Source organism: Tessaracoccus antarcticus (genome assembly GCF_003688855.1).
Taxonomy (GTDB): Bacteria; Actinomycetota; Actinomycetes; order Propionibacteriales; family Propionibacteriaceae; genus Arachnia; species Arachnia antarctica.
Genome location: NZ_REFW01000001.1, coordinates 1,061,868 through 1,086,703 on the forward strand (window position 1 = coordinate 1,061,868; position 24,836 = coordinate 1,086,703).

The window sequence follows — 24,836 nt, forward strand, 5'->3', positions numbered from 1 at the left end:
CCGATTGGAGACCGAACATGTTCACCCTTGTTAGAAATCGATTTCTCATCCTTGCCGCCGGCGTCGCGCTGGCCATCCCCGTTCTCGGGGCGCCCCACGCGCAGGCCGACGACTCCGACGCACCGATCTCGCCGGCCATCCTGGTGGACGAGGTGACGGGCGCCGACGCGACCACCGACACCACCACTCCCTGGGATGTGGGCGCCACAGACCTGGGCGTCATCTGGGACGACGGGGACGACAACGTCCTGGTGGCGTTCGGGGACACGTTCTCCACCCCGGGGGGCGACGGTGCCGGGGTCGGGAACTGGCGCTCCAACGTGTTGTTCCGCTCCTCTGATCACAGCCTTGCCGACGGCATGACCTTCGACTGGGCGCTCTCGGATGACTCAGGGGTGGCCAAGGAGATCGTCGGCTCGAAGAAGATCCCCGGCGATGAGCACACCACCATCCCCACGGGCGGCATCGCCGTCGATGGCCGGCAGTACATGGCCTACATGTCCGTGAAGGAGTGGGGGCTCCCCGGTCAGTGGAGGACCAACTTCAGCCAGCTCGCCTATTCCGACGACGCGGGCGCCACCTGGTCCATCGACGGGGCGCCGCGCTGGGACAACAACGCCGATGGCACGGACCCGTTCCAGATGGTGGCCTACGTCCACCACGGCGACTTCGTCTACATGTTTGGTACACCCAACGGGCGGGTGGGGGCCGCCTCGCTGGCACGGGTCCCGGCCACGCAGATGCTCGACAAGGCTGCCTACCGTTACTGGAACGGCGCCGACTGGTCCGCGGACTACGCCACCTCAGCCCAGATCCTGCCGCCGGCCGTGGCGGAGTTGTCCGTCCACTTCGACGAGGCATCCGGGCTGTGGCAGCTCATCACCCTGAACGGGAACGCGGACCTGGTGCTGCGGGTGGCCAGCGCGCCGGAGGGCCCATGGTGCGACGAACAGCTCCTGGCCTCCCAGGCCGAGTACCCCGGCCTGTACGGCGGATACATCCACCCGTGGTCAGCTGACGGGCAGGTGTACTTCCTCATGTCGGTCTGGAACCAGTACAACGTCGCACTCATGAAGGTGACCCTGGACGACGAGGGCATGATCATCCGCCCCAACCTTCTGGTGGATCCCTCGTTCGAACGCAGCGCCCTGTTGGACGTGCCCGGCGGCTGGCGTGCCACCGGGACGGGCGGGATCGACACCAATCAGGAGTGGGCCAAGGTGGGGCGTCGGCAGTTCTGGGTGCGTGGCAACCAGGGTGAACAGCTGATGGCGCAGCAGGTCAGCGTCACGCCCAACACGCAGTACCAGTTGACCGGCTGGCTCAAGACGGGTGACACCGTGGGTGGCGGTGCAGGCGAGGGCCGCATCGGTGCGCGGGGCGTCGGGCCGGGTGCCACCGTCGTGGAGCAGGAGACCTTCGCTGACCTGGACGGTTGGCACAAGTTCTCCGTGACGTTCGACAGCGGGTCTCTCACCAAGGTTGAGGTCTACGCCGGGTCCACCATGACGGGCGACCGCTGGGTGCAGGGCGACAACTTCTCTCTCCAGGCGCTCAGCGATCCGGGTCCGGAGCCCACCCAGTCCCCGACCCCAAGTCCCAGCCAGTCCGCGTCGCCTCGGCCGACCCAGCAACCGTCGACATCTCCGACGGCGTCCCCGCAGCCGTCCGTCTCCCAGAGCACGCCGGGCAGCATGGCCCAGATCCCCTACGAGGTGCCCGGCATCCATCACGTCAACGGCCGCTGGTGGTACACCACCTGCGAGCCCTACTCGCAGACGATGCGGTGCCGCACCGAGATCTGGGGCACGCAGGTGCACTACCGCGGACCGGGCAACTACGTGGCGGTCACCGGCTGGCAGTTCAACAATTTGACCTACCTGCCCTTCATGCCGCGCTCCGCATGGGCCGGCAACCCGTTGGGGGTCACCGGTGAGTTCACGTCGCAGGGACGCCAGTGGCGGACCGAGTGCGACACCCCAGCCACGGGTCGCAACGGCTGCCGCTCCTCCATCTGGATGAACGACATCGCCCAGCAGGTGACCAGGCCTGACGGCTCCACGGGCTACGAACTCTCGAAGGGGTGGGTCTTCAACAACATCGTCCGATTCGGGCGCTGACACGCGAGAAAGGGTGGCCGACTGACGTCGGTCACCCTTTTCCGTGCCTCGCGCAAGCTCTGCGTCACGTGTGGGCGTGTGGCAAATGGTGGCAACCTTGTGACGAGCAATTTCTCCTCGATAGCTTGTGCACACCGAAGGTCAAGGCCGACCCGGTTGCGGCGTTTCCACGCCGGCCGTCGCGGACTGTGTTGTCAACAGACGCGCGAAGGCACAGAACCATGTCGTTATCCACCGACAGATTGGACAATGAAATGCCACCCTCAAGACGTGACCGCAGAGTGCGCGGTGCACTGGCTGTAACGGCTGCCACAGCCATGATGGGGACGCTCTGGGCCGTACCGGCCTCAGCGGATGACCCGGTTGATCCCATCCTGGAATCACTCAGCATGATCCCGGAGGTGCAGGGTCCCATTGCTGAGGACGACACCACCCACATGTTCTCCAGCATGAAGCGGGCAATGGTGCCCTTTGACGTGGCGGATTATGGCTACGTGGAGGAGGAGTACTTCATCTCGGGCACCAGCAATGTCTACGACGAGATCGACGGTTCACTCGCCGTCGTGACAAAGGATGTTCCCTACGTGAACCGCATCATCGTGCGACGCCCCGCCAAGGCGGCGGACTCGTCCGGGGTGATCGATGTCGAATTGACCAACGCGTCCAACGGCTACGCGGGTGAGGACATGTGGCGGCGGCTGTGGCAGCACCACATGGCCAACGGCGACACCTACATCGGCGTCGTCTCGAAGCCGAACCAGATCGTCGGACTGAAAACCTATGATCCCGTGCGTTACGCCCCGGTTGCCTGGGACGAGGAGGGGCAGGCGTGGGACATCATCGCCCAGATGGGTGCCCTTCTGAAGAGTGAGGACGCGGGTCTCGTCCTCGGTGGCCAGCAGCCCAGGACCATCCTGTTGACGGGCCAGTCCCAGTCCGGTGGCTACATCGCCACCTACACCAACAAGATCGCCGGATTGGCGGAGGAGGCGAATGGCCAGTCGGTCTACGACGGCTACCTCAACGTCGCTGGTCTCACCGGGCGCTCACTGCGGACCGGGGGCCAGGCCACCCCGGCTGCTGATCCGGTGCTCTCGGTTCCCAACATCCTCGTCGACTCCGAACTCATCCTGGACAGGAGAGGCCCCCGGAACCTTCCGCCGAAGCAGCGTGTCTGGGCGGTACCCGGTACCCCTCACACCGACCTGCTGTCGCCGGTGATCCCGTCCGACGAGGAGATCCTCAAGAGCGGCCGGACGCCGGATGCAAACGTTCACAAGCCTGAGTTCCTTGCCAAGATCAGTTACTACCCTCTGGAGCCCACCATCTTTGCGGCGACTGACGCGCTGGTGAAGTGGCATCAGGAAGGCATTCCGGCTGCACCGTCGCTGTGGGAAACAACCACCGCCACCGGAGCGCTCCTGCGGGACGACGCCGGCAACGCCCTGGGAGGGGTTCGCTACGGTCTCATCGACCACCCCCTCGGCCAGTACCTGGGCATTGAAGGTACGGGATTCACCGCGCACGGCATCATGCACCTGATGTCGCTGGATGAGTTCCTCACCGCCTACAAGACCCGCGCACAATACCTGGCGTTGATGGCCGAGGTGGATGCGCGGCAGATCCGTGCCGGCTACCTGACCCCTGAAGGGGAGGACTACTTCATCGATGTGGCCAACTACATGATGGATCGCATCGGTGTTGCCAAGACACCCACGCCGACCACCCCGCCGGTGACCACCCCGCCGGTGACCACCCCGCCGGTGACCACCCCGCCGGTGACCACCCCGCCGGTCACGACCCCGCCGCCCACCCCGTCGTACCCGGGATCGATCTACACCACACCCGGCTACCACGACTACAACGGGCGCCACTGGTTCACGTCCTGCGAGCCCTACTCCGTCACCCAGCGCTGCCGCACCCTCATCCAGGCCACCACGGTGACCCAGGTGAACGGGCAATTCGTCAGCAAGAAGGGCTGGGCGTTCAACAACTTGACGTACCTGCCCTCGAAGAAATCGGCCTGGGCAGGAAACCCGCTGGGCCGGCCCGGCTCCTGGACCGCCGCTGACGGCCGTCAGTGGAGGACGGAGTGCAATACGCCCGCCACCGGCGGCAACGGGTGTCGTTCCTACGCCACGGCGAAAGTGATCGGCAACGTCGCCACACCCGGCCAGCCTGTTCGCTTGGGCTGGATCACCAAGGAGATCTTCAACAACATCGTCCTGTTCTCCTGACACACCGCTGAAACACCAATCGTGCCGGGCCCCGGATTCATTTCCGAGGCCCGGCACGATTGCGTCACACCGGTGGTCGAGTAGTCGAGGAGCGCGTTGCTCTGAGTCGCCGGGCGACGAAGGAACTCCAGCCTGTCACGCGGAGAAGTGACGTGACCAGACCGCTGTCGCCTGCAGGACGTCTTGACACACTGGTTTGCCGCTCGTCACTCGACGAGCGGCAAACCAGTGAGGTGGTCAGCCGTTGGCCGCGTAGTACTCGGCCATGGTGTCGGTGCGCAGGGCAGTGGCCAGTTCGTCAAGCTTCTTGCCGTCCACCTTCACGTAGGACTGCTTGTCCGCGCTTGTCCCGAAGCCAGCGGTCGGGGCCATGAGCGACTTGATGTCGTCGCCTCCGTTGATCCTCATGCCCAGACCAAGGTTGATGATCGTGTTGTTGTCCAGCCCGGTGTCGACCGTGAAGTTGGGCCCCAGCGTGGTGACGGCGTCGCGGAACATCCCCGGGTTCGTCAGCACGCCACGCGAGGTGAGCTTGCTGACGATGGCCTTGAGGACGTCGCGCTGGCGCTCAGCACGGTCGAAGTCGCCGTTGGGGAGGTTCTTGCGCTCCCGCACGAAACGCAGAGCGGACTCCCCGGTCAACTCCACCGGTCCCTTCGGGAAGTCGAAGCCGTCGCTGGAGGACACGTGGCGGTTGACGACGGTCACGCCACCCAGTGCGTCGATGACGCTCATGAAGCCCTCGAAGTTGATGATGGCCGTGTGGTCGATGGGGATGTCGAGCAACTGCTCGACCGTCTCCACCGTCAGCGCAGGGCCGCCCCACGAGTATGCGGCATTGATCTTGGCGTTGCCGCGTCCGGGGATGTCCACCCAGTAGTCGCGCGGGAGGGAGATCAGGTAGGCCTGCTTCCGGTCCCCGGGGATGTGCATGACCATGAGCACGTCGGAGCGACCCCGCTCGTCAGGGTTGCGTGCGTCCGTGCCCATGAGAACGAAGTTCAGGGGCGGGTTGGACTCGCCCTCCTTCGTCGGCACCGGCTGCGGACGGTTCTCGGTGGACGTGGGCATCAGGGTGGGCTCGCGGTCGATCGAGTCGAGAGCGTCCTTGGCCGCCTTGCCGTAGTAGCCGGCGAAAGCAGCAGCCACCAGCAGCGCCACACCCAGGACACCGACGATGCTGAGCAGCAGCCAGCGTTCACGAAGACGCTTCTTACGGCGCTTGCCCTTGGCGGGCTGCTCATCTTCGCCGCGGAAGAAGGTGTCGTCGGTCATGCGTGCTCCATTCGATCAAACAAGGTGGTGCATCCCCCCAGGATGGCGTTGAGGTGTCCGTCGATGGTCCCGGCGCACGTGGCGGCCACTTCCGGACCCCGGCGGTACGGGTCGGCCACCTCGTCGGAGGGGTCGGCGCTCCTGTGCCTCCACAGGTGGGAGGTGAGGTTGTCCAACGTCACTGATTCCGGCAGCCGGGCCATCTCCCGTGCGACGTGCCCCAGGAGGAACACCTTGCGCCCGAGTGTTGGCCACTCGTCGAGGATATAGCGACGGTGCTCGACGCCCATGGCCAGGATCAGATCGGCGTCACCCACCATCTGCCGCGTCAGCTGCCGAGCGCGATGGGCGGAGGTGTCGCCTCGGTTCCCGACCTGTGCGGCCATGGGTGGGTCAATGCCCTGCCCCACGAGCGCATGAGTGCCTGCGGAGGAGAAGTCGATGCCAGTGATCCCCGTGCCACGCGCCACCACGTCGGCGTAGGCGGAGCGGCAGATGTTGGCGGTGCACACGAACAGCACCCGGTACGGCTCACGAACGGTCTGCTTCGCGACGGCCTCAACGGCCTGTGGGTTCGGGGCGACGGGGCGTTGCCGCTCCGGCGCGCTGCTGGGGCTGCGCGGCGCCCCCACACCGGGCATCCGGTCGCCCAGTTGGAGCCAGGAGTTGCCGGGTCGGAAACCCGTTGCCCTGATGCGGTCAAGAACCAGGGCACTGCCGCTGGATGGTGCCTGGTCCGGGGCGGCGGCGTTCTGCACGTCGTCGGGGTTGCGGCCGCACAGTTCGAAGACGCGGCGCCCGATGTCCGCCCAGGACACCACGGGGCCGTCGCCGGTCAGGTTGTAGGTGCCTGACGCGGCCCCCGCATTCAGCAGGTGGAGGATGCCGGCGGCCAGGACTGACGCAAACGTGAGGCGTCCGTGCTGGGCGTTGTCCATCTCGGCGGCTCGGCCGTGGCGAGCGGCGGACACCAGCTCGTCGATGGCGTGGTCCTGCCTGCCCATCACCCACCCGGTGCGGATGACGAGGTGTCGTGGAACGGTCGCGGCCACCACCTCTGCGACGGCAAGCCCTTGGGTGCGGGTGTCGAGAAGGCTGAGGGAGTCGTCTTCCGTGTGGGTGGGGGAGTCGCGCTCGAACACGCAATCGGTGGAGACGTGGACGTAGCGCATGCGGTGCCGGCGGGCGATGTCAGCAAGATCGCGCGCGTGGGCGGCCGTGGTGGTCCATGCCTCACGGTCGCGGGAGGTTCGCGGGGTGCCGTTACCGGTCTCACCCTGTGCGTTGATGAGGGTGTCGTAGGCGGAGAGGTCAACGGGGGACTCTGCTCGCGAAGCGTGAGTCATCGCTGCCCCGCTGACGCCGTCGGCTCCCGGTAGTTCCGCCAGGAGTGAGCGTCCCAGAGGGGTGTCCGTGCCGGCCACGAGGATGCGGCGGTGCTGCATGGGTGTCGCGTCCGCCAAGGCTGGCAGATGCACGTCAGCACGGCCCAGATCGGCCTGCTCGCGGGGAATGGGCCACGTGATGCCCAGTGCGGGGTCGAACATATTCACGGTGGAGAACCGGGCACGGGCTTCGGGCGTCCAGTGGTGGTTGAGGAGGTAGCTGAAGGTGGTGTGGTCCTCCAGTACCTGGTGCGCATTGGCGACGCCGCGCGGCACGAAGACGGCTGTGCCCGGGTCCAGATCGCAGGTCACCACTTTGCCGAAGGTCTCACCGACGCGGAGGTCCACCCAGGCACCCATGGCTTTGCCCGAGACCACGGTGATGAGGCGATCCCACGGTTCGGCGTGGAAGCCGCGGGTGATTCCGCGGCTGTCGTTGTGGGTGAGGTTGTGCTGGACCGGTCGGAAGTCGGGCAGCCCGAGCGCGGCCATCTTCTCGCGGTGCCAGTCCTCCTTGAACCAGCCCACGTCGTTGTGCTGGACGTGGAGCCTCAGGATGAGGAGGCCGGGGATGTCGGTGGTGTCCAGCTTCAGCGGGTGCAAGAACTCAGCCTCTCCGGTGGCAGTGTGGGGTCCCCATCAGGACAGTTCCTTGATGACGGTAGCGGCGATCTCCGCCTGAGCGGCAGCGGAGAGGTATTCGCCGTCGCCCACACCCGGTTGGCCGACATCGATGAACGTGCCGTCCACGGCTTCCACGGCGGTGCGGATGGTGCGCTTGTGCATGGTGAGCCAGTACGCGGCCTCGTCCTCGGACGTGACGGGGGAGATGGCGATGATCTCGGCGTCGGGAAGGGCCTCGCGCAATGCGGCGTAGTACTCCCGCGCGGCATCACTGAGGTCTCTGTCGCCGTCGGCTGCCCCGCCGAAAGTCACAACAACGTCGGGGGTAGCCGCGACGATTGCGGGAATGGTCCCCTCGAAGTTTGCGCAGACCGCAATCTCGCATGATGCAGGCTTCTTGAGATAGCCGCGACCCGGTGTCGACAGGTTCGTCACGGGCGCCCAACCGAGTTCACTTTGCACGGAAGTGAGCCATATCCCGGGCGTGTCGCTGGCTGAATGGGTGTCACCCAACACCACAACGGCGCTAAGACGTGTTGATTCCGAATCAACAGAAGTTGATTTCGGTGTTACCACTGGTTGACTGTTCCCGTCTGGCGGAACCATTTCCGTCGGTTGTCCACTCGTGACGCTCGGCGCAATCTCAGGCGGGGTGGCCTCCATCGGTGAGGCGCGATTCTGCGTGAGCGCAGCCACGCTCAGACATGCTGCCACTAGGGCAAACACGGTCAAGCCAACAGTGCTGAGGAGGTTCCTCTGGCTGCGTGAGCGCATGGATGACCTTTCGTGGTAGCGGCGGACAACGGGGGCTGGCCTGGCCACTCGGTTGCCAGAACCAGTGCGTCGTATCAGGTTCAACTGATTTAGGTGAGTAGCGGGGCCTAGCTTAGAGTGTTGGATGTTGGAGACGCCGCATGATGCTTTATTGTGCCGGGAACTCCACACAACCAACGATTCCCCCGATCGACAAGGTTCTCAATGGAGTTGCAGCAATACCTGCTCATCGTGCGTCGTTACTGGCGGAGCGCGATTGCGACTTTGCTTCTTTGTGTGGTTATAGCCGCCGCTGTCACGCTGACGCAGAAACCCACGTATACGGCGTCTGCCGCACTCTTCCTCGCGGTGGAAAGCGGTGACACTGCCGGCGACCTGGCACAAGGGGCCACGTACGCCGAACGGCAGGTCAAGTCCTTCGTCAGTGTGGCCACCACTGCCGTGGTGCTGCAGCCGGTGATCGACGAGTTGAAGCTGGACATGACGTCCACGCAGCTGGGAAAGAAGTTGACCGTCACGTCGCCCACCGCGACGACGCTCATCGACGTGACATCCACCGACGGGGACCCGGCCCAAGCTGCACTGCTTGCCAACACGGTTGCCGACAGCCTGCAGAAGGCCGTCGAAAAGCTATCGCCGGCCGGTGTCAATGGAGCGAAACTGGTGACCGCCACCGCCATCGATCCCGCCCTTGCACCCACGCAACCCACCGCTCCGCGGCCCACCGTAAACCTGGCCCTGGGCCTGGTCCTCGGAATGCTGCTCGGCGTCGGTCAGGCCGTGCTGCGCAGCGTGCTCGACACGCGGGTCCGCACCGTTGATGACCTCGAGAACCTCACGGAAGCGCCCCTGCTCGGTGCGATCGGCCACGTCGATGCGCCCAGTGACCGCGCCCTGGAGACTGAAGGCCAACACTGGTCGAACGCCGAGGCATACCGCCGCCTCCGCACGAACGTTGGCTTCGTCGGACTCGGTGGCGAGCGGCGTCCCTCCATGGTTGTCACCTCATCGGTGGGGGCGGAGGGTAAGACGGAGACCGTCGTCAACCTCGCCCGCGTCCTCGCGCAGGCCGGCGAATCGGTGCTACTGATCGACGCTGATCTTCGCAGGCCGCAGGTAGCCAACCGTATGCGGTTGGACAGCGAGTTTGGCCTCTCCGAGGTGCTCTCCGGCAAGGGGTCGCTGCAGGACATGGTGATTGATGTTGTGCCCGGTTCCCTGGCCGTGCTCCCGGCTGGCACAGTGCCGCCCAACCCGTCGGAACTCCTGGGGTCCGAAGCGATGGCGCACCTCCTGGCAACGGTGGAGCGCCAGTATGACCACGTGCTGTTCGACGCGCCCCCGCTGCTTCCCGTGACTGACGCCGTCGTGCTTGCCGGCCAGACGGCGGGAGCCATCATGGTGGCGCGCTCTGGCAAGGTGAAGCGCCCTGAGTTCGAGGCCGCCGTCGGACTGCTCGAATCCGGATCAGTCACCCTCCTCGGAGTGGTCCTCAACGATGCCCCAGCCAACGGCTCCGGAAGCTACGGCGGCTACTACGCCGAGTACACCTCGGTGCCGGCATCCGATTCGGTGAAGGCCAAGCGAGAGCCAGTGCGAGCGAGGAAGCGTACCAACAAGGTTGCCGAGCCTGTCCTGGAGCACCAGTCATGACGCCCCTGTTGAGCGGCCAGTCGCGGCGGAAGCCTCCGCTCATGCTTCTGGAACGCACGGACGTTCACCTGACGCTGAGCTTCATCGACGCGCTCTGCTGGTTCGTCGCGGCGTTTGCCTTGATTGCTTTCCGCTACGACTTCGAGCTCAACGCAGTCCAATGGTCGAGTGTCCTCGTGTACAGCATCTTCGCCGCTAGCGCGCAGATGCTGTTGGGATGGCTCGCCGGTGTCTACCGGGGCTCCAACCGGATCGGGAGCTTCATCGAAGCGTCCACCATGGCAACAGTCACCTTGGCCGTGGGGTTCATCGTTGGGCTTGTCTTCATGATCGGCGTGCCTGACTATCCCAATGGCGTCGCGTTCCTCGCCCCCTTCCTGGCACTGATTCTCATGGGGGCAGCTAGGTTCGTGGCCCGCGCAGTCGCCATCCAGATCTTCCAGCGGTACAAGGCTGCTGGCAAAGCTGAGCGCATCCTGCTCTACGGGGCTGGCAATGCCGGACGTATGGTGGGCAACCTGTTCTTCTCGGATCCCGACAGCAAGTTCCAGGTTGTCGGCCTCATTGACGATGATCCGCGCAAGCGCCACCGTCGCTTCGAGTTCGGTCGCGTCGTCGGCCAGCGCAAGGACATGATTGCAAAGGCCAGGGCCCTCGGCGTCCAGAGCGTGCTCGTCGCGATCCCCACGGCCTCAGCCGATTTCCTCAAGCAACTCTCCTCCGACTTGGATGCGGCCGGCATGAAGATGCTGGTTCTTCCTCCGCTGCGCGAGTGGAGTGGTGGTCAGCTCAAGCTGGGTGACATCCACGAGTTCGACGTCACCGACCTTCTAGGCCGTGACCCCATCAAGACGGACCTCACCTCGATCGCCGACTACGTGCGTGGCAAGGTGGTGCTGATCACTGGAGCCGGGGGCTCCATCGGTTCTGAGATCGCCCGGCAGGTGCACCAGTTTGGCCCCAAAGAACTCGTCTGCCTCGACAGGGACGAATCAGCGCTCCACTCGGTGCAGTTGTCGATATATGGACAAGGCCTCTTGGACACACCTGACATGGTCCTGTGTGACATCCGGGACAAACCCGCCCTGCAGAAAATCTTCGAGGCGCACCGTCCGCATGTGGTCTTTCACGCGGCGGCACTCAAGCATCTCCCTCTCCTGGAGCAATACCCGGACGAGGGCTGGAAGACCAACGTGCTCGGCACCCTGGACGTCCTCGAATGCGCAGCGGAGTTCGGTGTTGAGACGTTCGTCAACATTTCGACGGATAAGGCAGCCGATCCCACCAGCGTTCTGGGCAAGACCAAGCGCCGCGCGGAGGAATTGACCGCCTGGTTTGCGGAGAACCACGACGGCAACTACCTTTCGGTCCGCTTCGGCAACGTGCTGGGGTCCCGCGGCTCGGTGCTCCACACATTTGCCCAGCAGATTGAACGGGGCGGCCCTATCACCGTGGTGCATCCGGACGTCACCCGCTTCTTTATGACGATCCCAGAAGCCTGTCAGTTGGTCATTCAGGCCGGCGCGGTCGGACAGGGTGGGCAAGTGCTTGTCCTCAACATGGGAGAGCCGGTACGCATCCTCGATATGGCTAAAAGGCTCATTCGGGACTCTGGCAAGGACATCGGGGTGCGTATCACCGGACTCCGAGAGGGCGAGAAACTTCACGAGGTTTTGTTCAGCGGTGCCGAGCAGTCTTCACCCAGTATTCACCCCCTGATCTCAGCCGTGAGGGTAGCGCCGAGAAGTCCGGTGCAGCTCGTCGCCCCCTGGGTTGATAACGAGGACCGCCCGGAACCACACTCAGTCACCAAGCGACCCGTTCAGAATGACCAGACAGGCTGGTCTCCGGCCCACGAAAAGGAACTGAACGGCGCATCAGTTGGTGCGGCGATTCCTGATGGTTCGAAATGAACGCACTCTCATTTGCACCAGTTGCACCGGCCAACGTGATGTCACTCGTGTCCCCGACATTCATTCGCCCCTTCGTCCTAAAGTTCAAGGGCCCTTCGCCCGTTTCGTCTCACCGCTCGTCCACTGAATCGCCCCGGGATCATGTCGTTATGGGGCGGTGTGTTCGGGTCGGAGTTTTCGGGTCACGAACTCCTGTGAAACGAACCCCAAAAGGAAGAGTGTCCCCTTCCGTAATTCGGAAAGGTAGCGGCTGTGATGTGACCGGAACGGTCAGAGGATTGGTCGTTCAAGGGAAGCGCTCGTGCTAACCGCAGGTGCGTGGGTGGCAGTCTTCATCACTTCGGTAATCGCGGGATTGGTCCCCCGTTTACTTCGGCCCATCCTGCTCCGTATTGGAGCGGTTGATATTCCTAACCACCGCTCGTCGCATGCTCGTCCGACGATTCGTGGCGGTGGGGTAGCTCAGTTGGCCGCGCTTGCGCTGGGAGGCGCGGTCGGATCGGCTTCCATGGGTGAAAGAGACGGAGTCGCATTCGTCCTTTTGATCGTAACGGCCAGCTGCCTTGTTGGCGTAGTTGGACTCGTGGAGGATGTTCGAGGGCTGCGCGTTTCGGTCCGCCTCGCTCTTCAATTGCTTCTCGGGGTTGGGGTGGGACTCGTCCTCGTCCCAACCGCAGGTTCCCATTGGATCATCGTTCCCCTTTCTGCGCTCGGCTTCGCCGCTTACGTGAACTTCGCGAACTTCATGGATGGCATCAACGGCATTTCGAGCCTTCATGGTTTGACCGCAGGGCTGGCCTTCTCAGCCATGGGAGGAATCCTCGGCTACTCGTGGCTCATGCTTGCGGGTCTTTTGGTTGCTGTCGCTTTCTTCGTCTTCCTGCCCTGGAATATCCGTCCGCCGGGAATGTTCCTTGGCGACGTTGGCAGTTATCTGCTCGGTGGAAGCTTGTCAGCTATCGCTATCGTGGCGATAGCGGTCGGAGTGCACCCCGTCGCTGCTTTTTCGCCATTATGCATTTACCTAGCAGACACGCTGGCCACCCTAGTTCGCCGAGCGCTAAAAGGTGAGTCGCTGCATCACGCCCACCGGACGCACTTTTATCAACGATTAAGTGGTGCGGGGCTGTCCCATTTGGCAGTGGCTGCTGTAGTCTCGTTTCTCACGGCACTCACGGGCGGCATCGGATTACTTTTGGTTGGGGGCGCCCTAAGTCCGTACGCGTCGTCAGCACTCCTTATTGCCGTCATAGCCGTGTATCTTTTCCTTCCCGGCCTGCGGCAGGGGTCCGGTCAGCGCACTGGGAGGGTGAATGTCTCGGCAAAATGACGAAGAATTGCACAAGAAGACACGACTAACTTCGCGACGCGGGCATGTTGCGCCGCGGCTAGTCTATGGCGTCGGTGTTGGCGTCAGTGCCTTCGCGCTGATGCGGGGTCAATTGGGATGGTTCTCGGCGGCCGGATGGGATGTGACGCTGGCCTGTACCCCGGACGACGAAGCGCTCTTGACCGTAGACCGCGAACACATCGCTTTTCACGGGATTCCGACGGAACGGAATATATCGCCGGCCGCAGATGTCCGTGCGCTCTACGGGTGGCTCCGTCTGCTGCGAAGGCTGCGCCCAGATGCAGTCAACGTCGGAACCCCGAAAGCCGGTCTACTCGCCGGGCTCGCTGCATGGATCACTCGTGTCCCGAAACGGATCTATGTCGTTCGCGGTTTACGCCTTGAAGGCACCAAGGGACTATTTTTGAAAGTCCTTTGGGTGATGGAATGGATCTCGGCTGCGGTCGCGACTGATGTCGTGGTCGTGAGCCGCTCACTCGCACATGAACTTTTGGATCGCAAGCTGGTCACCCCGAGAAAGGCCTGGCTAATCGGCAGGGGTAGCAGCAACGGCGTCGACGCCAGCAGGATTGCCTCACGAGCCGCTGAAGTCGATCGCTCCGGGCTCCGCCGGGAGATTGGGTTCAGCGAGGAGACCCTTGTTGTCGGGTTTGTGGGCCGCGTATCGAAAGACAAGGGTGTTGGCACACTAATTCAAGCATTTGCATCCGGTCGGCTTTTGCCAAACATTGAGCTGCTCCTTATTGGCGCAGTTGAGGATCCAGCTTTGGCAGCCTCAACAGAGACCTTGGGTGATCGTGTCAAGGTCCTTCCGTGGACGAGTGACCTCTGGGGCACGCTGCCCGTTCTTGACGTTCTTTGTCTACCAACGCGGAGGGAGGGGTTCCCGAATGTCGTCCTGGAAGCTGCTTCTGCGGGAATCCCTACTGTCACGACCCGAGCCACAGGCGCCATTGACTCAATCGTTGACGGAGAGACCGGGATCCTGGTGGACGTCGATGACTCTGAAGGGTTGGTCGTGACGCTGAACATGCTTGCGGACGACGCTTCGCTGGTGCAGCGCTTAGGTAAGGCCGCTCGTGAGCGAGCTGTGAACGATTTCCAGCCGGAGACGATCTGGCGAGGACTCGCTGACATCCTGTCTGACCGCTACGAGGCAGAGGGGCTCACCCGTCTCGACAGGCTAGGAGAGCTAGAAAATGACGAGAAAAAATCGGAAAGAAGACACTGATGCTGCTCGTTGCTCATACCGGCACCGGGGGGATCCCCATCTAGCTATGTGTAGTTCGGTGGGAAAATCCTTTGCGCCGAACGCCGACATCAGACGACCCAAAGAAAGTTTGAAGTGAACGTACTTATTACCGGCGGCGCCGGCTTTATCGGATCAAATCTCGCCAGATTCCTCTTGCAGCAAGGAGTCGATGAGGTCCGGATCCTTGATGATCTAAGCACCGGCTCGTCCGAGAATCTAAATAATCTGAAGGTCAACTTCACTGAAGGGTCAATACTGAACTTCGATTCGTTGAAAGACGTGACTGAGGGTGTTGATTCGGTAGTGCACTTGGCTGCTATCCCCAGCGTTCCGAGATCTATCGTCAATCCACGTGCTTCCCATGAGGCCAACACCACGGGCACTCTCAACGTGCTCGAAGCTGCTCGCGAGGTCGGGGTTGGTCATGTAATTGTCGCGTCCTCCAGTTCGGTGTACGGATCGAATCCAAAAATGCCGAAGAGTGAGTTTGACTGGACTCGTCCTATGAGTCCCTATGCCGTGAGTAAGCAGGCCACCGAAGGTTATGCGCTGGCCTACCAGTATTCTTATGGACTGAAGGCCCTCGCGTTTAGGTTTTTCAACGTCTACGGTCCGGGCCAAGCTGCCAACCACGCCTACGCAGCGGTCATTCCAAAGTTCCTTGACGCAGCGATGAACGGTCGGCCGGCGCAGGTGCAGGGGGACGGGGAGCAGTCTCGCGACTTCACTTATGTGGAAACGGTGTGTGCAGTTATTCACCAAGCTGTTCTCAACCAGACTTCCAGCCCCGATCCTGTGAACTTGGCTTATGGAACCAACACCACCTTGCTTGCGCTTCTGGACGACATCGAGGCGGAGTTGGGGTTCAGAGTCTCTCGTGAGCACACGGTCCCACGCGCTGGCGACGTGCGCGCCTCTCAAGCCGACAACAGACGCGTAAGGGAACTGTTTCCGTCTGTCGAACCACTCGGCCTGAAGGATGGTCTTGCCATGACCGTCGAGTGGTTCCGTAGCGTCGCGGAGAAGGCGCAGCAGGCATGAGACTTGAAGACGTGAGGATCGCGGTCATTGGGCTTGGATACGTTGGTCTGCCGCTGGCTGTAGAATTCGGTAAAATGTCGTCGGTCATCGGCTTCGATATCGACTCGAAGCGTGTCGATGCGTTGCGATCGGGACACGACCACACCCTGGAAGTCGAAGATGACGACCTTGCCCGCGCGGATCTCACTGTCACTGTGGACGAGTCCCGCCTGGACGAGGCCAACGTGTACATCGTCACCACACCGACACCGATCGACAAGCATAAGCGACCAGATCTCGGTCCGGTCCTGTCTGCGTCAGAGACTATCGGCCGGCACCTCGCTATAGGCGACGTCGTTATCTACGAATCGACTGTATATCCGGGTGCGACGGAGGAGGAATGTGTGCCCGTTTTGGAACGGGTCAGCGGACTCGAGTTCAATAGGCACTTCTTCGTGGGCTACAGCCCGGAGAGGATCAATCCGGGCGACAAGGAGCACCGCGTTCACAACATCGTGAAGGTCACCTCTGGTTCCACCCCGGCGACTGCAGACCTTGTCGACGATCTCTATCGTGCCATCGTCACGGTCGGCACGCACAGGGCGCCGTCAATCAAGGTGGCCGAGGCGGCTAAGGTGATCGAGAACACACAGCGCGACGTGAATATCGCCCTAATGAACGAACTGGCGATCTTGTTTAATAAGTTGGAGATCGAGACCGAGGACGTGCTTCTTGCCGCTGGTTCGAAGTGGAACTTCCTTCCATTCCGCCCTGGCCTGGTGGGCGGACACTGCATTAGCGTCGATCCCTACTACCTGACGCACAAGGCACAAGCAGTCGGCTACCACCCGGAGATCATCTTGGCAGGACGACGACTCAACGACTCGATGGGCGCCTATGTGGCAGCACAACTCGTCAAGCGAATGACGAAAAATAGTATCCCCGTGCGCGGGGCACGCGTCCTTGTGCTTGGTTTGACGTTCAAGGAGAACACCCCCGACCTTCGGAACTCACGTGTGATCGACATCATCCGTGAACTTCAGGAATACGACGTGGTCGTCGACGTGCATGACCCATGGGCTAGCCCAACGGAGGCTCATGCGGAATACGATGTGCTGCTCGTGGAAAATCCTGCCGAAGACGCATACGATGCAATCGTCGTCGCGGTGAACCATCGGGAATATCAAAAGATGGGACCTAAGGCAATCCGTCAATTTGGAGTTCGCGGAAGCCACGTGCTCTATGACCTGAAGAATGCGTTTGATTCAAGCGATTCTGACATGAGACTCTGAGGTGGTACCGACGCCCCGAAAAGGCTGTGATCACTTAGCTAAAGTCCGTGAACGCCTGACGGTTGCGCTCTCGAGGCAGCAGAGGATCGTTGGACGTCACGGTCGTGCATACTCTGCGCGTCGCGGTTGGCATCCAGAATTTAACGCATGGGCGCGCCGTCGTAGACCTGAGTACCCTCTTGGAAAACGGGTCAGTTTGTTACGGATGGCCACGGAGAGCGCTGATGAACATGTCGAAGCTGCATCAATAAGCGTGAAAATGTGTAGGATCCCGAGCGAAAGGGGCGCAAAATGCTGCGCTGCCGAGAGTTCCGTGTCAGTACGCCGATGACGAAGCGGCGACTGCAGGAACGCGGAGAGCGTCACTGGTTAAAACTTTCTCAAACGCCGCCGTTGACTTTGGCCGGAGCCAGCGTCCCCATCGAACAGAATCTAAAGCGAAGCGGATCTTTCACGTCATGAACTCTCGATGTGCGGATAAGGTGGGGAGTAGATCTCCTTACGGTGTCCTATTATTGCAACTCTGGCTCACCTGGTTCATATTTGTTTTGATTCTGGGAATTCTTTGGGTGCCAGCACAGAGGTCGACTTGGGTCGAGGGTGTAGCGGTGGTTGTCCATGCCATGGTCGCGATCTACATCCTTGCGCGACATCGCATTCGCAGTGTGGCGCTACTGTTGGTGGTCTCCTTGGTTATCCGGGTAGGCCTTGTGTTCTGGGATTTAAACCTGTCCCATATCGTCAGTTTGCCGAATAGCGGTCTGGACAGCGAAATGTTCTTCAATTACGCACGGGCGGTGGCGCAAGACCCTTCTCTCCTGAGCGTTGATATTCGCGGAGGAGCGTTCTCTAAACTTTTCGGCACCCTTTTCTGGGTCACTGGCCCGCTCCGGATATTCGGGCAATATACCAACGTGCTTTTCGGTATGAGTCTCGTGCTCGTTGTCGGTCTGATCACGGATTTGCTGCCGTTGGATCGGGAACAGACGGTCAAGGTGATGGCGGTAGTGGCCCTCCTCCCCAACTCGCTCATCTTGTCCTCCATCTTTTTGAGGGAAAGCGTGGTGGGGTTCCTCGTTGCCAGTTCAGCCTACTTTTTCGCCAGATGGTTTCAGAGTGGGCGAGGGACGTTCTTGATATGGACGGCCGTTATGGTCCTCGTAGGGGCAACGTTTCATGCTGCGGTGATCGCAGTTGGCATCGGATACGTGTGTGTGTCGATCGTTTATCAGCCAACCCGCAGATGTTTTGGGGTCAGTCTGCAAGGCCTGGCCTATTTGGCCATCGCGGCGGCCATGGTCCTAGCTGTCGTGGCCAAGAATCCTGACGTATTTCTAGGGAAGTTTGATGGTTATGGTTCGGAGGAGATTCTCTTCGGTGATGTGAACAGGCGGAGCGGCGGCTCGCAGTATCTGAGCGGATTGACCATCTCCTCCTATCCGGAGCTTTTGCTATTTGGGCCCTTAAGGGCAGTTTATTTCCTTGGCGCCCCAATGCCATGGGATATAAGGGGTTTGGTGGATGCTGCAACTTTCCTGAGTGACTCGGTCCTCTATCTAGGAGCCCCCTTTCTCTTCCTCCGCAGGAGGAAGCTACTGGGCCGAAATGAACGGCTACTGGGGTACGCTTTAATGATCTCAATAGTGATTTCTAGTATTGTTTTTGGTGCAGGCGTCAGCAATGCAGGCACGGCCGCAAGACATAGATTCAAGCTCGCGGGGCTGTTCTTCGCCTTGATTGCGCTTTCGAAAACCTCGAACAGCGATCCTGCCGCTCCGAGTCTGAAGCAAGTCAGCAGCAGTCTCCGGAAGCCGGCCCCGCTTTCGAGAAGCACCGCGACTCTTCGCATTTCGGAGCGTGGAGTTGCCGTTCAATCGCTGGAAGTGACAAGTCTTAGAAAGAGCAGACGGTAATGGTAGAGAAAGTGCGCGTGCTCCAAGTGATGGCGAGCCTAGACCGTGGCGGGGCGGAGGCCGTCGTGATGGATTGGCTTCGGCATGTCGACCCAAACAGGATCGCATTCGACTTCATTGTGAACGACGGCGATGGACGTGGCGCGCACGAAGATGAGGTGGTTGCGCTCGGCGGGCGCGTGGTAAGGGCTCCAAGATTCAAAGGCTGGAATGTAATTGGCTACGCGCTCTGGTGGTGGCGATGTTTCAAGGATCATCCTGAGTGGGACATCATTCACGCTCACCACACGGTGCCTGGGTTTGTTTACATTCCCATAGCCCGGACACTGGGACGCAAAGTTATCGCACACAGCCACACCGCTGGCAGAGAACCAAGTCTCTCCGGCCTGATCAGGACGGCACTAAGATTGCCCCTGCGCTATTCAGCCGATCTTCTGTTGGGGTGCTCCCAAGCCGCGGCAACGTGGATGTTCGGTAACAAAGAAGTGCGGATCATTCGAAATGGAATCGGGCTGGACCGTTTTGCAGATGCCCGAAGCGCTCGTCAATCAACTAGGGCGATTCTGGGATTGCAAGAATCGATGGTGGTTGGCCACGTGGGTCGCTTCGCGACGCCGAAGAACCACGAGCGCATTTTGCGAATTTTCGCGCGGATTTCAGCGCAAGAACCGTCAGCCCGTCTAGTGCTTGTTGGAGATGGAGAGCTTCGTGACGTAATTGAAAAGCGGGTCAACGAGTTGGGATTGGGAGACACTGTGCACCTGCTTGGTGTTCGCAAAGACGTTCCGGAACTGATTGCTGCTATGGATGTTTTACTGTTCCCTTCCCTTTACGAAGGGTTACCCGTCGCGGTCATTGAAGCGCAGGTGTCAAGTTTGCCCTGCGTTGTCGCTGACACTGTCACAAGCGAAGTTGCAGTCACGGAGGGGGTGACATTTATGAGACTTGCCGACACAGATGAAGAATGGGCTGACGCGGTGATGACTGCCTGGGTGTGCGGAAGCGAACGCCGTTCGAGGGTGGATGAGTTGAGGGCCGCAGGATACGATTCAGTGGAGAGCGCGAATAGCATCCAGGAACTGTACCTTCGCCTCTCGTCGTCGTTGGGAAGGCGCGTATAGCGATTGGATGATAGGTGCTTTCTCTGATTTGTTGTTCGCATCTGTTTTCCTGGACTTTCGGGCAGAGCCTATTCGGCTCAGCTTTCGAGATTCAAACGTTCGGACCGCATTGGTGGCGCAAGTTGTGAAGCGTGTCAACTTTGGTGTATTTGGACTAACGCGTTGCGACCCTCTCGACCGTTCCAATTGTGAGGAGTATGGGTCTATTTGATTCTAACGCTTAGTATTTCGAGTAGGGTTTTAGTAAAAACCATTTCAACCATGAGTTACAACAGAAAGATCCACACGTGAAGAAAATAGTGCTTTTTGATCCTTCGTATGGGACACTCAACTTGGGTGACAACATCATAAATGACGCGCTAATGACCGAGCTTGCTCCGATTCTGCGAGGAAACTTTCTTGCGCGGTTCTCAACACACTCTCCCGTTCTTCATGGGCATCAAATGCTCCTTTCCAACGGTATGCGCGACTTTTGCCTTAAGGCGAATTTGAAGTTCCTGGGGGGGACCAATTTGATCAAGTCTACCCTGATCAGTAAAAAGCCAGGATGGAATATAAACCCAGTATCCGCTCCGTTGTATCGGGGCGCTGTTACGGTGGGTTGTGGTGTGGGTGGTTCTGGTCCAATAAGGGACCCCTACACTAAGTGGATATACCGGAGCGTCCTGTCGCCTAGCATTGTGCACTCCACGCGCGACCAACGGACTGCTGAGGTCCTTCAGGCTCTTGGGGTTCGAGCAGTCAACACTGGGTGCCCGACAACGTGGACTCTCACGGCAGAGCATTGCGCAAAGATTCCGCTTGCTCGTGCCCCGCGGGTGGTATTCACCGTGACCGATTATGCGCAGAATCGTGATCATGATCTCGCGATCTTGGATGCTTTGCGCGATATGTATGAAGAAACGTTTGTGTGGATTCAAGGGTCCCGCGATTTTCAGTATCTGTCGGAACTCGACGTCCTTGATCGAGTCACGTTGATAGAGCCCAGCCTCAGTGCATATCGGGACTTCCTGGCGATGGAGGACGTCGACTACGTGGGGACCCGCTTGCATGCGGGGATTTTTGCAATGAGGCATGGACGCAGAGCGATCATCGTCGCTGTTGACCATCGCGCGCTAGACATGCAGGAGACCCACAACCTCAACGTGGTCCCTCGTGGAGACGTATCTGAGCTGCGGAGAATGGTGGAACAGGACGTGGTGACTGATGTCAGAATTAATCGGGTGGCAATAGATGATTGGATGAAGCAATTTGTGAGTGTTGATGCTTAGTGGATGGCGTTGATGTGATGATTTGGGATATCTTCCCGTGACGTGCACCGTTCATAGGTTCTTTGATGTGGGTTCTGCACCTGTGAAATCTGGCCCTCCATGGTTGTGGCCTTCCGGTCGGCATGGCCAGTGGACGTCCACCTGCCGCCCCTGGATTAGGGCGGCGGGGGACTGTAAGAGGTTCGTCAGACTCAGCTCAATTGTATTGCTCGAATCAGCCGAGGAGTTGGTGATTGCGGATGCCGCACCGCCAGTCGTTTAAATCTAATGTCCTTCACGCGATCATCTCCAATTTTTCGGTGGCTGTAGTGTCGGCGATGGCGACTTTGGTTATTCCCAAGCTGGTGGGTGTTGAACAATACGGGTATTGGCAACTGTTTGTCTTCTATTCCTCATACGTGCTGCTGATCCAGTTCGGCGTGAGTGGGGGAGCTAACCTGCGTTACGCAGGGTTGGAGCGGTCGGAGATCGCGGCTCGGGCAGTGGGGTTACAGGCCCTGTTTCTGGTCGCGTTTGCAGCCTTGGTTTCTGTTTTGTTTCTTTGGTTGGCTCCTTCGCTGGCTTCCAGTCCAGAACGTGTTGGCGTGATTCGTTTGACGGCGCTGGTTGGTTTAGCAATCAATGTGCGCCACTTTGTCTTGATGCAAATGCAGTCGGCTTCTGACTTCAAGGCCTACAGTCGTGTTGCCATCGGGGACAGGGTCCTGTTCGCCAGCGTCTTGACTGCGCTACTTTTGCTAGGTGTGAGAGATTTCGTATGGTTTGCTTGGGTTGAGATTTTTGCTAAGGTATTGTCGCTCTTGGTTGCGGTAATTCTGACGCGGGATATCTTATCCGTTGATTTTCGGGAATGGAAGTTGGCTTTCCGGGAGTTGTTGAAGAATGTGTACGTCGGGTCCAAGTTGAGTCTGGCAAGTACTTCAAACATGCTTATTCTTGGGGTGTCTCGCTTCTTGATTGATCGAGTCTTTGGGGTTGCTGTATTCGGCGCCATCTCGCTGACATTGAATGTCACTACTCTTTTCATGGTCTTCGTTAATGCGGTGGGTCTTGTTCTGTTTCCTGCCCTGCGGCGCCTCGGGGCGGACCGCTTGCCGGGGCTCTATGGAGCTATTCGTATCCCCTTATCATCTTCACTCCTTGTAGTCTTAGCGTTTTCGTTCCCTATTGCCCATTTAATCAATTTGTGGCTCCCGCAGTTTGAGATTGGTACTCAGTACATCCCGCTTCTGTTGCCTATCATTGTTTTTGAGTCGCGGATGGGCCTCTTGGTGAATCAGTATCTCAAGACGTTGAGGCGGGAAAACCTTCTACTGGGGGTTAACCTCGCAGCTCTTGCGGTCAGCGTTTGTTTGAGCTTTGTCACTGTTTATCTATTGGAGGATTTGCATCTGGCTGTTGTGTCAATTGTTGTTGTACTTGGTTTGCGAGCTATTGTGGCCGAGGTCGCACTTGTAAGAATTCTGGGCATTTCCTTGCCGTCAGTCATGTGGGTGGAGATCGGACTGGTGGGGTGCGCCATCCTGATGCACTCCACGCTCGATGGGGTGGTCGCAACCGGAGCGTTTGTTGTTCTCTTACTCGGCTATTTCGCCTTTTTCCGTAGGCCTATAGTTGCTAACTCGATGGAACTGTTTCGAGTTCTGCGCCGGACAAAGTGAGGTGGACACATGGGTGTTGTGTGGTCGGGGATCCGAATCTGTGTGAAGCTGTGCGGCTGGCCAACGAACACCAGAGCGAGTACCCATCATTGGCCGCCGCGGCAGCGGCGGTGGCCAAGCAACTCGGCTTCGGGAAGGAAACCGTGTGTCGCTGCGTGATCCAGGACCAACTCGATGCCGGGACCCGCGACGGTGCCACCACCCAGGAGAGCGAAGAGATCAACAGTTGAAGACGGAGAACCGACGGTTCAGGGAAGACGTGGCATTTTTGAATGCCGCAGCGTCTTTCTTCGTGGGGGAACTTGACCCCCGCTACCGCTGATGATGAGCTTCATCGACGCCATGAAAGGCGAAGGCCATGCGGTCGAGTCGATCTGTAGGGTCCTTCGTGAGCAGGCTGCTAGATCGCCGCGAGGACGTACCAGTCTTGGAAGAGCATCCGCCAACCGGTGACGGCGCGCACCATCTCCGACGCCCACGTCACCAACAAAGTCCGCAACCTGGCTTGGAACGTCGACCACCACGGCCAGCGAAAGTTGACCGGCTCTTCATAAAAGAGAGTGGAGCAGGGGCCTGAATCCTCCGCTGTCGAGGAGTGACCGGGCGGTGTAGTGGGTCAGGTTCCGGAAGCCGAGGGCGGTGCCTCGGAGGTGTTCGAGGCGGCCGTTGATGGCCTCAGTAGGTCCATTGCTGGTGCCCGGATGGTCGAAGTAGGCCAGCACATCCACCCGTCTTCGGTTGAGAGTCCTGCCCAGCGTCGCTAACTCCGGCAACGCTGCGGGAACCCCGGTCTTGAGTGAGTCGATGATCCGGGTCAGTTGCTGCTTACCGAGACCGCGGTCCTTACTCCGGTAGGCCGTGATGATGCTCTGGTAGACGCTCCACGTGACCTCGACCACGGCATGCGCGTCGGTGGCGAACACGGCTTCGAGTCGGTTCTTCTGCTTGTCCCGTAGCATCTCGTAGCCGCAACGCAGGGTGGCGCGGATGCCGTAGAGCGGGTCTCCGGAGCGGCCGCGATGACCCATGGTGAGTTGCTGGATCCGCTGCCGTGTGTCGTCGAGGCGCTGCCCCGCGAGGGCGACAACGTGGAAGGGGTCCATCACTTCGACCGCGTCGGGTAGTTCTTCGACGGAGGCGGACTTGAATCCGGTGAACCCGTCCATGGCGACCTGTTCGATGCCGTCGCGAAAGTCCTTGTCGCGGGCGGCCAGCCAGTCCTTGAATACCTTTTTCGACCTGCCTGGCATCATGTCGAGTAGGCGGGCTGGGCCGGTCTTGTTCCGTACTGGGGTGAGGTCGATGATCACGGTGACGTAGCGGTCCTTTCCGGTGACGTGTTGCCAGGCGTGCTCGTCGACGCCGATGACCTTGACACCGTCGAGGCGGGTGGGGTCGTTGATCAGCAAGTGTTGGCCGGCGGCCAAGACAGCGGTGTTGGCGGTATTCCAGGCCACGCCGAGTCCGGCGGCGATCCGCGAGATCGACATCCGGTCGATGACAAGGGACTTCAACGCCCACACCACAGCCTGCCGGGTCAGCTTCGAGCGGGCCTCAGCCGCGGCCCGGGTGTCTTGTCGCCACACACGCGAGCAGGACGGACAGCGGTAGCGCCGCACCTGAACCTCCAAGATGGTGGGCCACCACCCGTTGGGGACATGGGCCAACCGTCTGATCACGGTGTCGTGAAGGACGCCGACGTCGTCGCAGCCCGGGCAACAATTTCCCGGCGACAAGACGACACAGGTTAAGACAGAGTGACTCGGCAGGACCTCTTGAGCAACGACGGTCAGATCGAGACGATCGAGGCGGCAGAACTGATCAAGGCAGGGTGGGGTAGCGTTTCGCACAAGGGCCCTCGGGTTGGCGATTGGGACGTAAGACATCTCCATCTTCCCAACCCCTGGGCCCCCTCACATACCCGCCTCAACTCACAGCGTCGTGCTCTCCCCGCCGCCATTACGAGGAGCCAGG

The 24,836-nt window shown here is 60.4% G+C and carries 16 protein-coding genes, 1 pseudogene and 1 other annotated feature; of the genes and pseudogenes, 13 read left to right on the top strand and 4 right to left on the bottom strand.

The features are described 5' to 3' along the window. Nucleotides 1-17 precede the first annotated feature (17 nt). Together EAX62_RS04585 and EAX62_RS16655 are read left to right on the top strand one after the other, a co-directional pair. Complete coding sequence (locus tag EAX62_RS04585) at nucleotides 18-2,120, top strand: DUF4185 domain-containing protein (protein ID WP_121900430.1); 2,103 nt, start codon at nucleotides 18-20, stop codon at nucleotides 2,118-2,120. A 389-nt stretch (nucleotides 2,121-2,509) separates the two neighbouring features. Further along, nucleotides 2,510-4,357 carry an alpha/beta hydrolase domain-containing protein gene (locus tag EAX62_RS16655; RefSeq protein ID WP_158600525.1) on the top strand — a complete coding sequence of 616 codons (1,848 nt, stop codon included), beginning with the start codon at nucleotides 2,510-2,512 and terminating at the stop codon, nucleotides 4,355-4,357. A gap of 237 nt (nucleotides 4,358-4,594) precedes the next feature. Here EAX62_RS16655 and EAX62_RS04595 read toward each other — a convergent pair whose 3' ends face one another. The 3 genes from EAX62_RS04595 to EAX62_RS04605 are packed head-to-tail and all read right to left on the bottom strand — an operon-like array spanning nucleotide 4,595 to nucleotide 8,076. Continuing rightward, complete coding sequence (locus tag EAX62_RS04595; protein WP_121900431.1) at nucleotides 4,595-5,632, bottom strand: LCP family protein; 1,038 nt, start codon at nucleotides 5,630-5,632, stop codon at nucleotides 4,595-4,597. Beyond that, nucleotides 5,629-7,620: a dTDP-4-dehydrorhamnose 3,5-epimerase family protein gene (locus EAX62_RS04600; protein WP_121900432.1), complete on the bottom strand. Its 1,992-nt coding sequence runs from the start codon at nucleotides 7,618-7,620 to the stop codon at nucleotides 5,629-5,631. The genes EAX62_RS04595 and EAX62_RS04600 overlap by 4 nt, the downstream gene beginning before the upstream one ends. Nucleotides 7,621-7,656: 36 nt before the next feature. Next, a complete protein-coding gene (locus tag EAX62_RS04605) occupies nucleotides 7,657-8,076 on the bottom strand; it encodes an SGNH/GDSL hydrolase family protein (RefSeq protein ID WP_147454009.1) in 420 nt (139 codons plus the stop codon). Nucleotides 8,077-8,619: 543 nt separating this feature from the next. Between EAX62_RS04605 and EAX62_RS04610 the strand changes: the two genes are divergently transcribed. The 11 genes and pseudogenes from EAX62_RS04610 to EAX62_RS17480 form a co-directional block, all read left to right on the top strand. Further along, entirely contained in the window at nucleotides 8,620-10,068 is a 1,449-nt protein-coding gene (locus EAX62_RS04610) for a polysaccharide biosynthesis tyrosine autokinase (protein WP_121900434.1), read from the top strand. 41 nt (nucleotides 10,069-10,109) lie between these two features. Further along, the gene (locus tag EAX62_RS04615; protein WP_158600529.1) at nucleotides 10,110-11,981 is read left to right on the top strand and encodes a polysaccharide biosynthesis protein; all 1,872 of its coding nucleotides are present in this window, start codon (nucleotides 10,110-10,112) and stop codon (nucleotides 11,979-11,981) included. 322 nt (nucleotides 11,982-12,303) lie between these two features. Continuing rightward, nucleotides 12,304-13,311 carry an MraY family glycosyltransferase gene (locus tag EAX62_RS04620; RefSeq protein ID WP_147454010.1) on the top strand — a complete coding sequence of 336 codons (1,008 nt, stop codon included), beginning with the start codon at nucleotides 12,304-12,306 and terminating at the stop codon, nucleotides 13,309-13,311. Further along, on the top strand, nucleotides 13,295-14,563 hold the full coding sequence (locus EAX62_RS04625) for a glycosyltransferase family 4 protein (protein WP_121900437.1): 1,269 nt from the start codon (nucleotides 13,295-13,297) through the stop codon (nucleotides 14,561-14,563). Before EAX62_RS04620 ends, EAX62_RS04625 begins: the two co-directional genes overlap by 17 nt. Before the next feature lie 114 nt (nucleotides 14,564-14,677). Next, on the top strand, nucleotides 14,678-15,625 hold the full coding sequence (locus EAX62_RS04630; protein WP_121900438.1) for an NAD-dependent epimerase/dehydratase family protein: 948 nt from the start codon (nucleotides 14,678-14,680) through the stop codon (nucleotides 15,623-15,625). Then, nucleotides 15,622-16,896 (top strand): Vi polysaccharide biosynthesis UDP-N-acetylglucosamine C-6 dehydrogenase TviB, encoded by a 1,275-nt coding sequence (gene tviB, locus EAX62_RS04635; RefSeq protein WP_121900439.1) that lies wholly within the window; start codon nucleotides 15,622-15,624, stop codon nucleotides 16,894-16,896. Before EAX62_RS04630 ends, tviB begins: the two co-directional genes overlap by 4 nt. Before the next feature lie 623 nt (nucleotides 16,897-17,519). Next, entirely contained in the window at nucleotides 17,520-18,809 is a 1,290-nt protein-coding gene (locus EAX62_RS04640; RefSeq protein ID WP_147454011.1) for a hypothetical protein, read from the top strand. Next, nucleotides 18,809-19,930: a glycosyltransferase gene (locus EAX62_RS04645; protein ID WP_121900441.1), complete on the top strand. Its 1,122-nt coding sequence runs from the start codon at nucleotides 18,809-18,811 to the stop codon at nucleotides 19,928-19,930. Before EAX62_RS04640 ends, EAX62_RS04645 begins: the two co-directional genes overlap by 1 nt. 461 nt (nucleotides 19,931-20,391) lie before the next feature. Beyond that, nucleotides 20,392-21,201, top strand: a complete 810-nt coding sequence (locus tag EAX62_RS04650; protein WP_325048796.1) for a polysaccharide pyruvyl transferase family protein — start codon at nucleotides 20,392-20,394, stop codon at nucleotides 21,199-21,201. Nucleotides 21,202-21,440: 239 nt separating this feature from the next. Continuing rightward, a complete protein-coding gene (locus tag EAX62_RS04655) occupies nucleotides 21,441-22,862 on the top strand; it encodes a lipopolysaccharide biosynthesis protein (protein ID WP_121900443.1) in 1,422 nt (473 codons plus the stop codon). A 20-nt stretch (nucleotides 22,863-22,882) separates the two neighbouring features. Continuing rightward, nucleotides 22,883-23,371: pseudogene (locus EAX62_RS17480) on the top strand (IS3-like element ISPfr13 family transposase); the annotation flags it as partial. Beyond that, nucleotides 23,142-23,275, top strand: a sequence feature (AL1L pseudoknot). It overlaps the preceding pseudogene by 134 nt. 39 nt (nucleotides 23,372-23,410) lie before the next feature. Here EAX62_RS17480 and EAX62_RS04665 read toward each other — a convergent pair. Next, nucleotides 23,411-24,748, bottom strand: coding sequence for an ISL3 family transposase (locus EAX62_RS04665; RefSeq protein WP_407703298.1), 1,338 nt, complete (start codon nucleotides 24,746-24,748; stop codon nucleotides 23,411-23,413). Nucleotides 24,749-24,836: the final 88 nt, after the last annotated feature.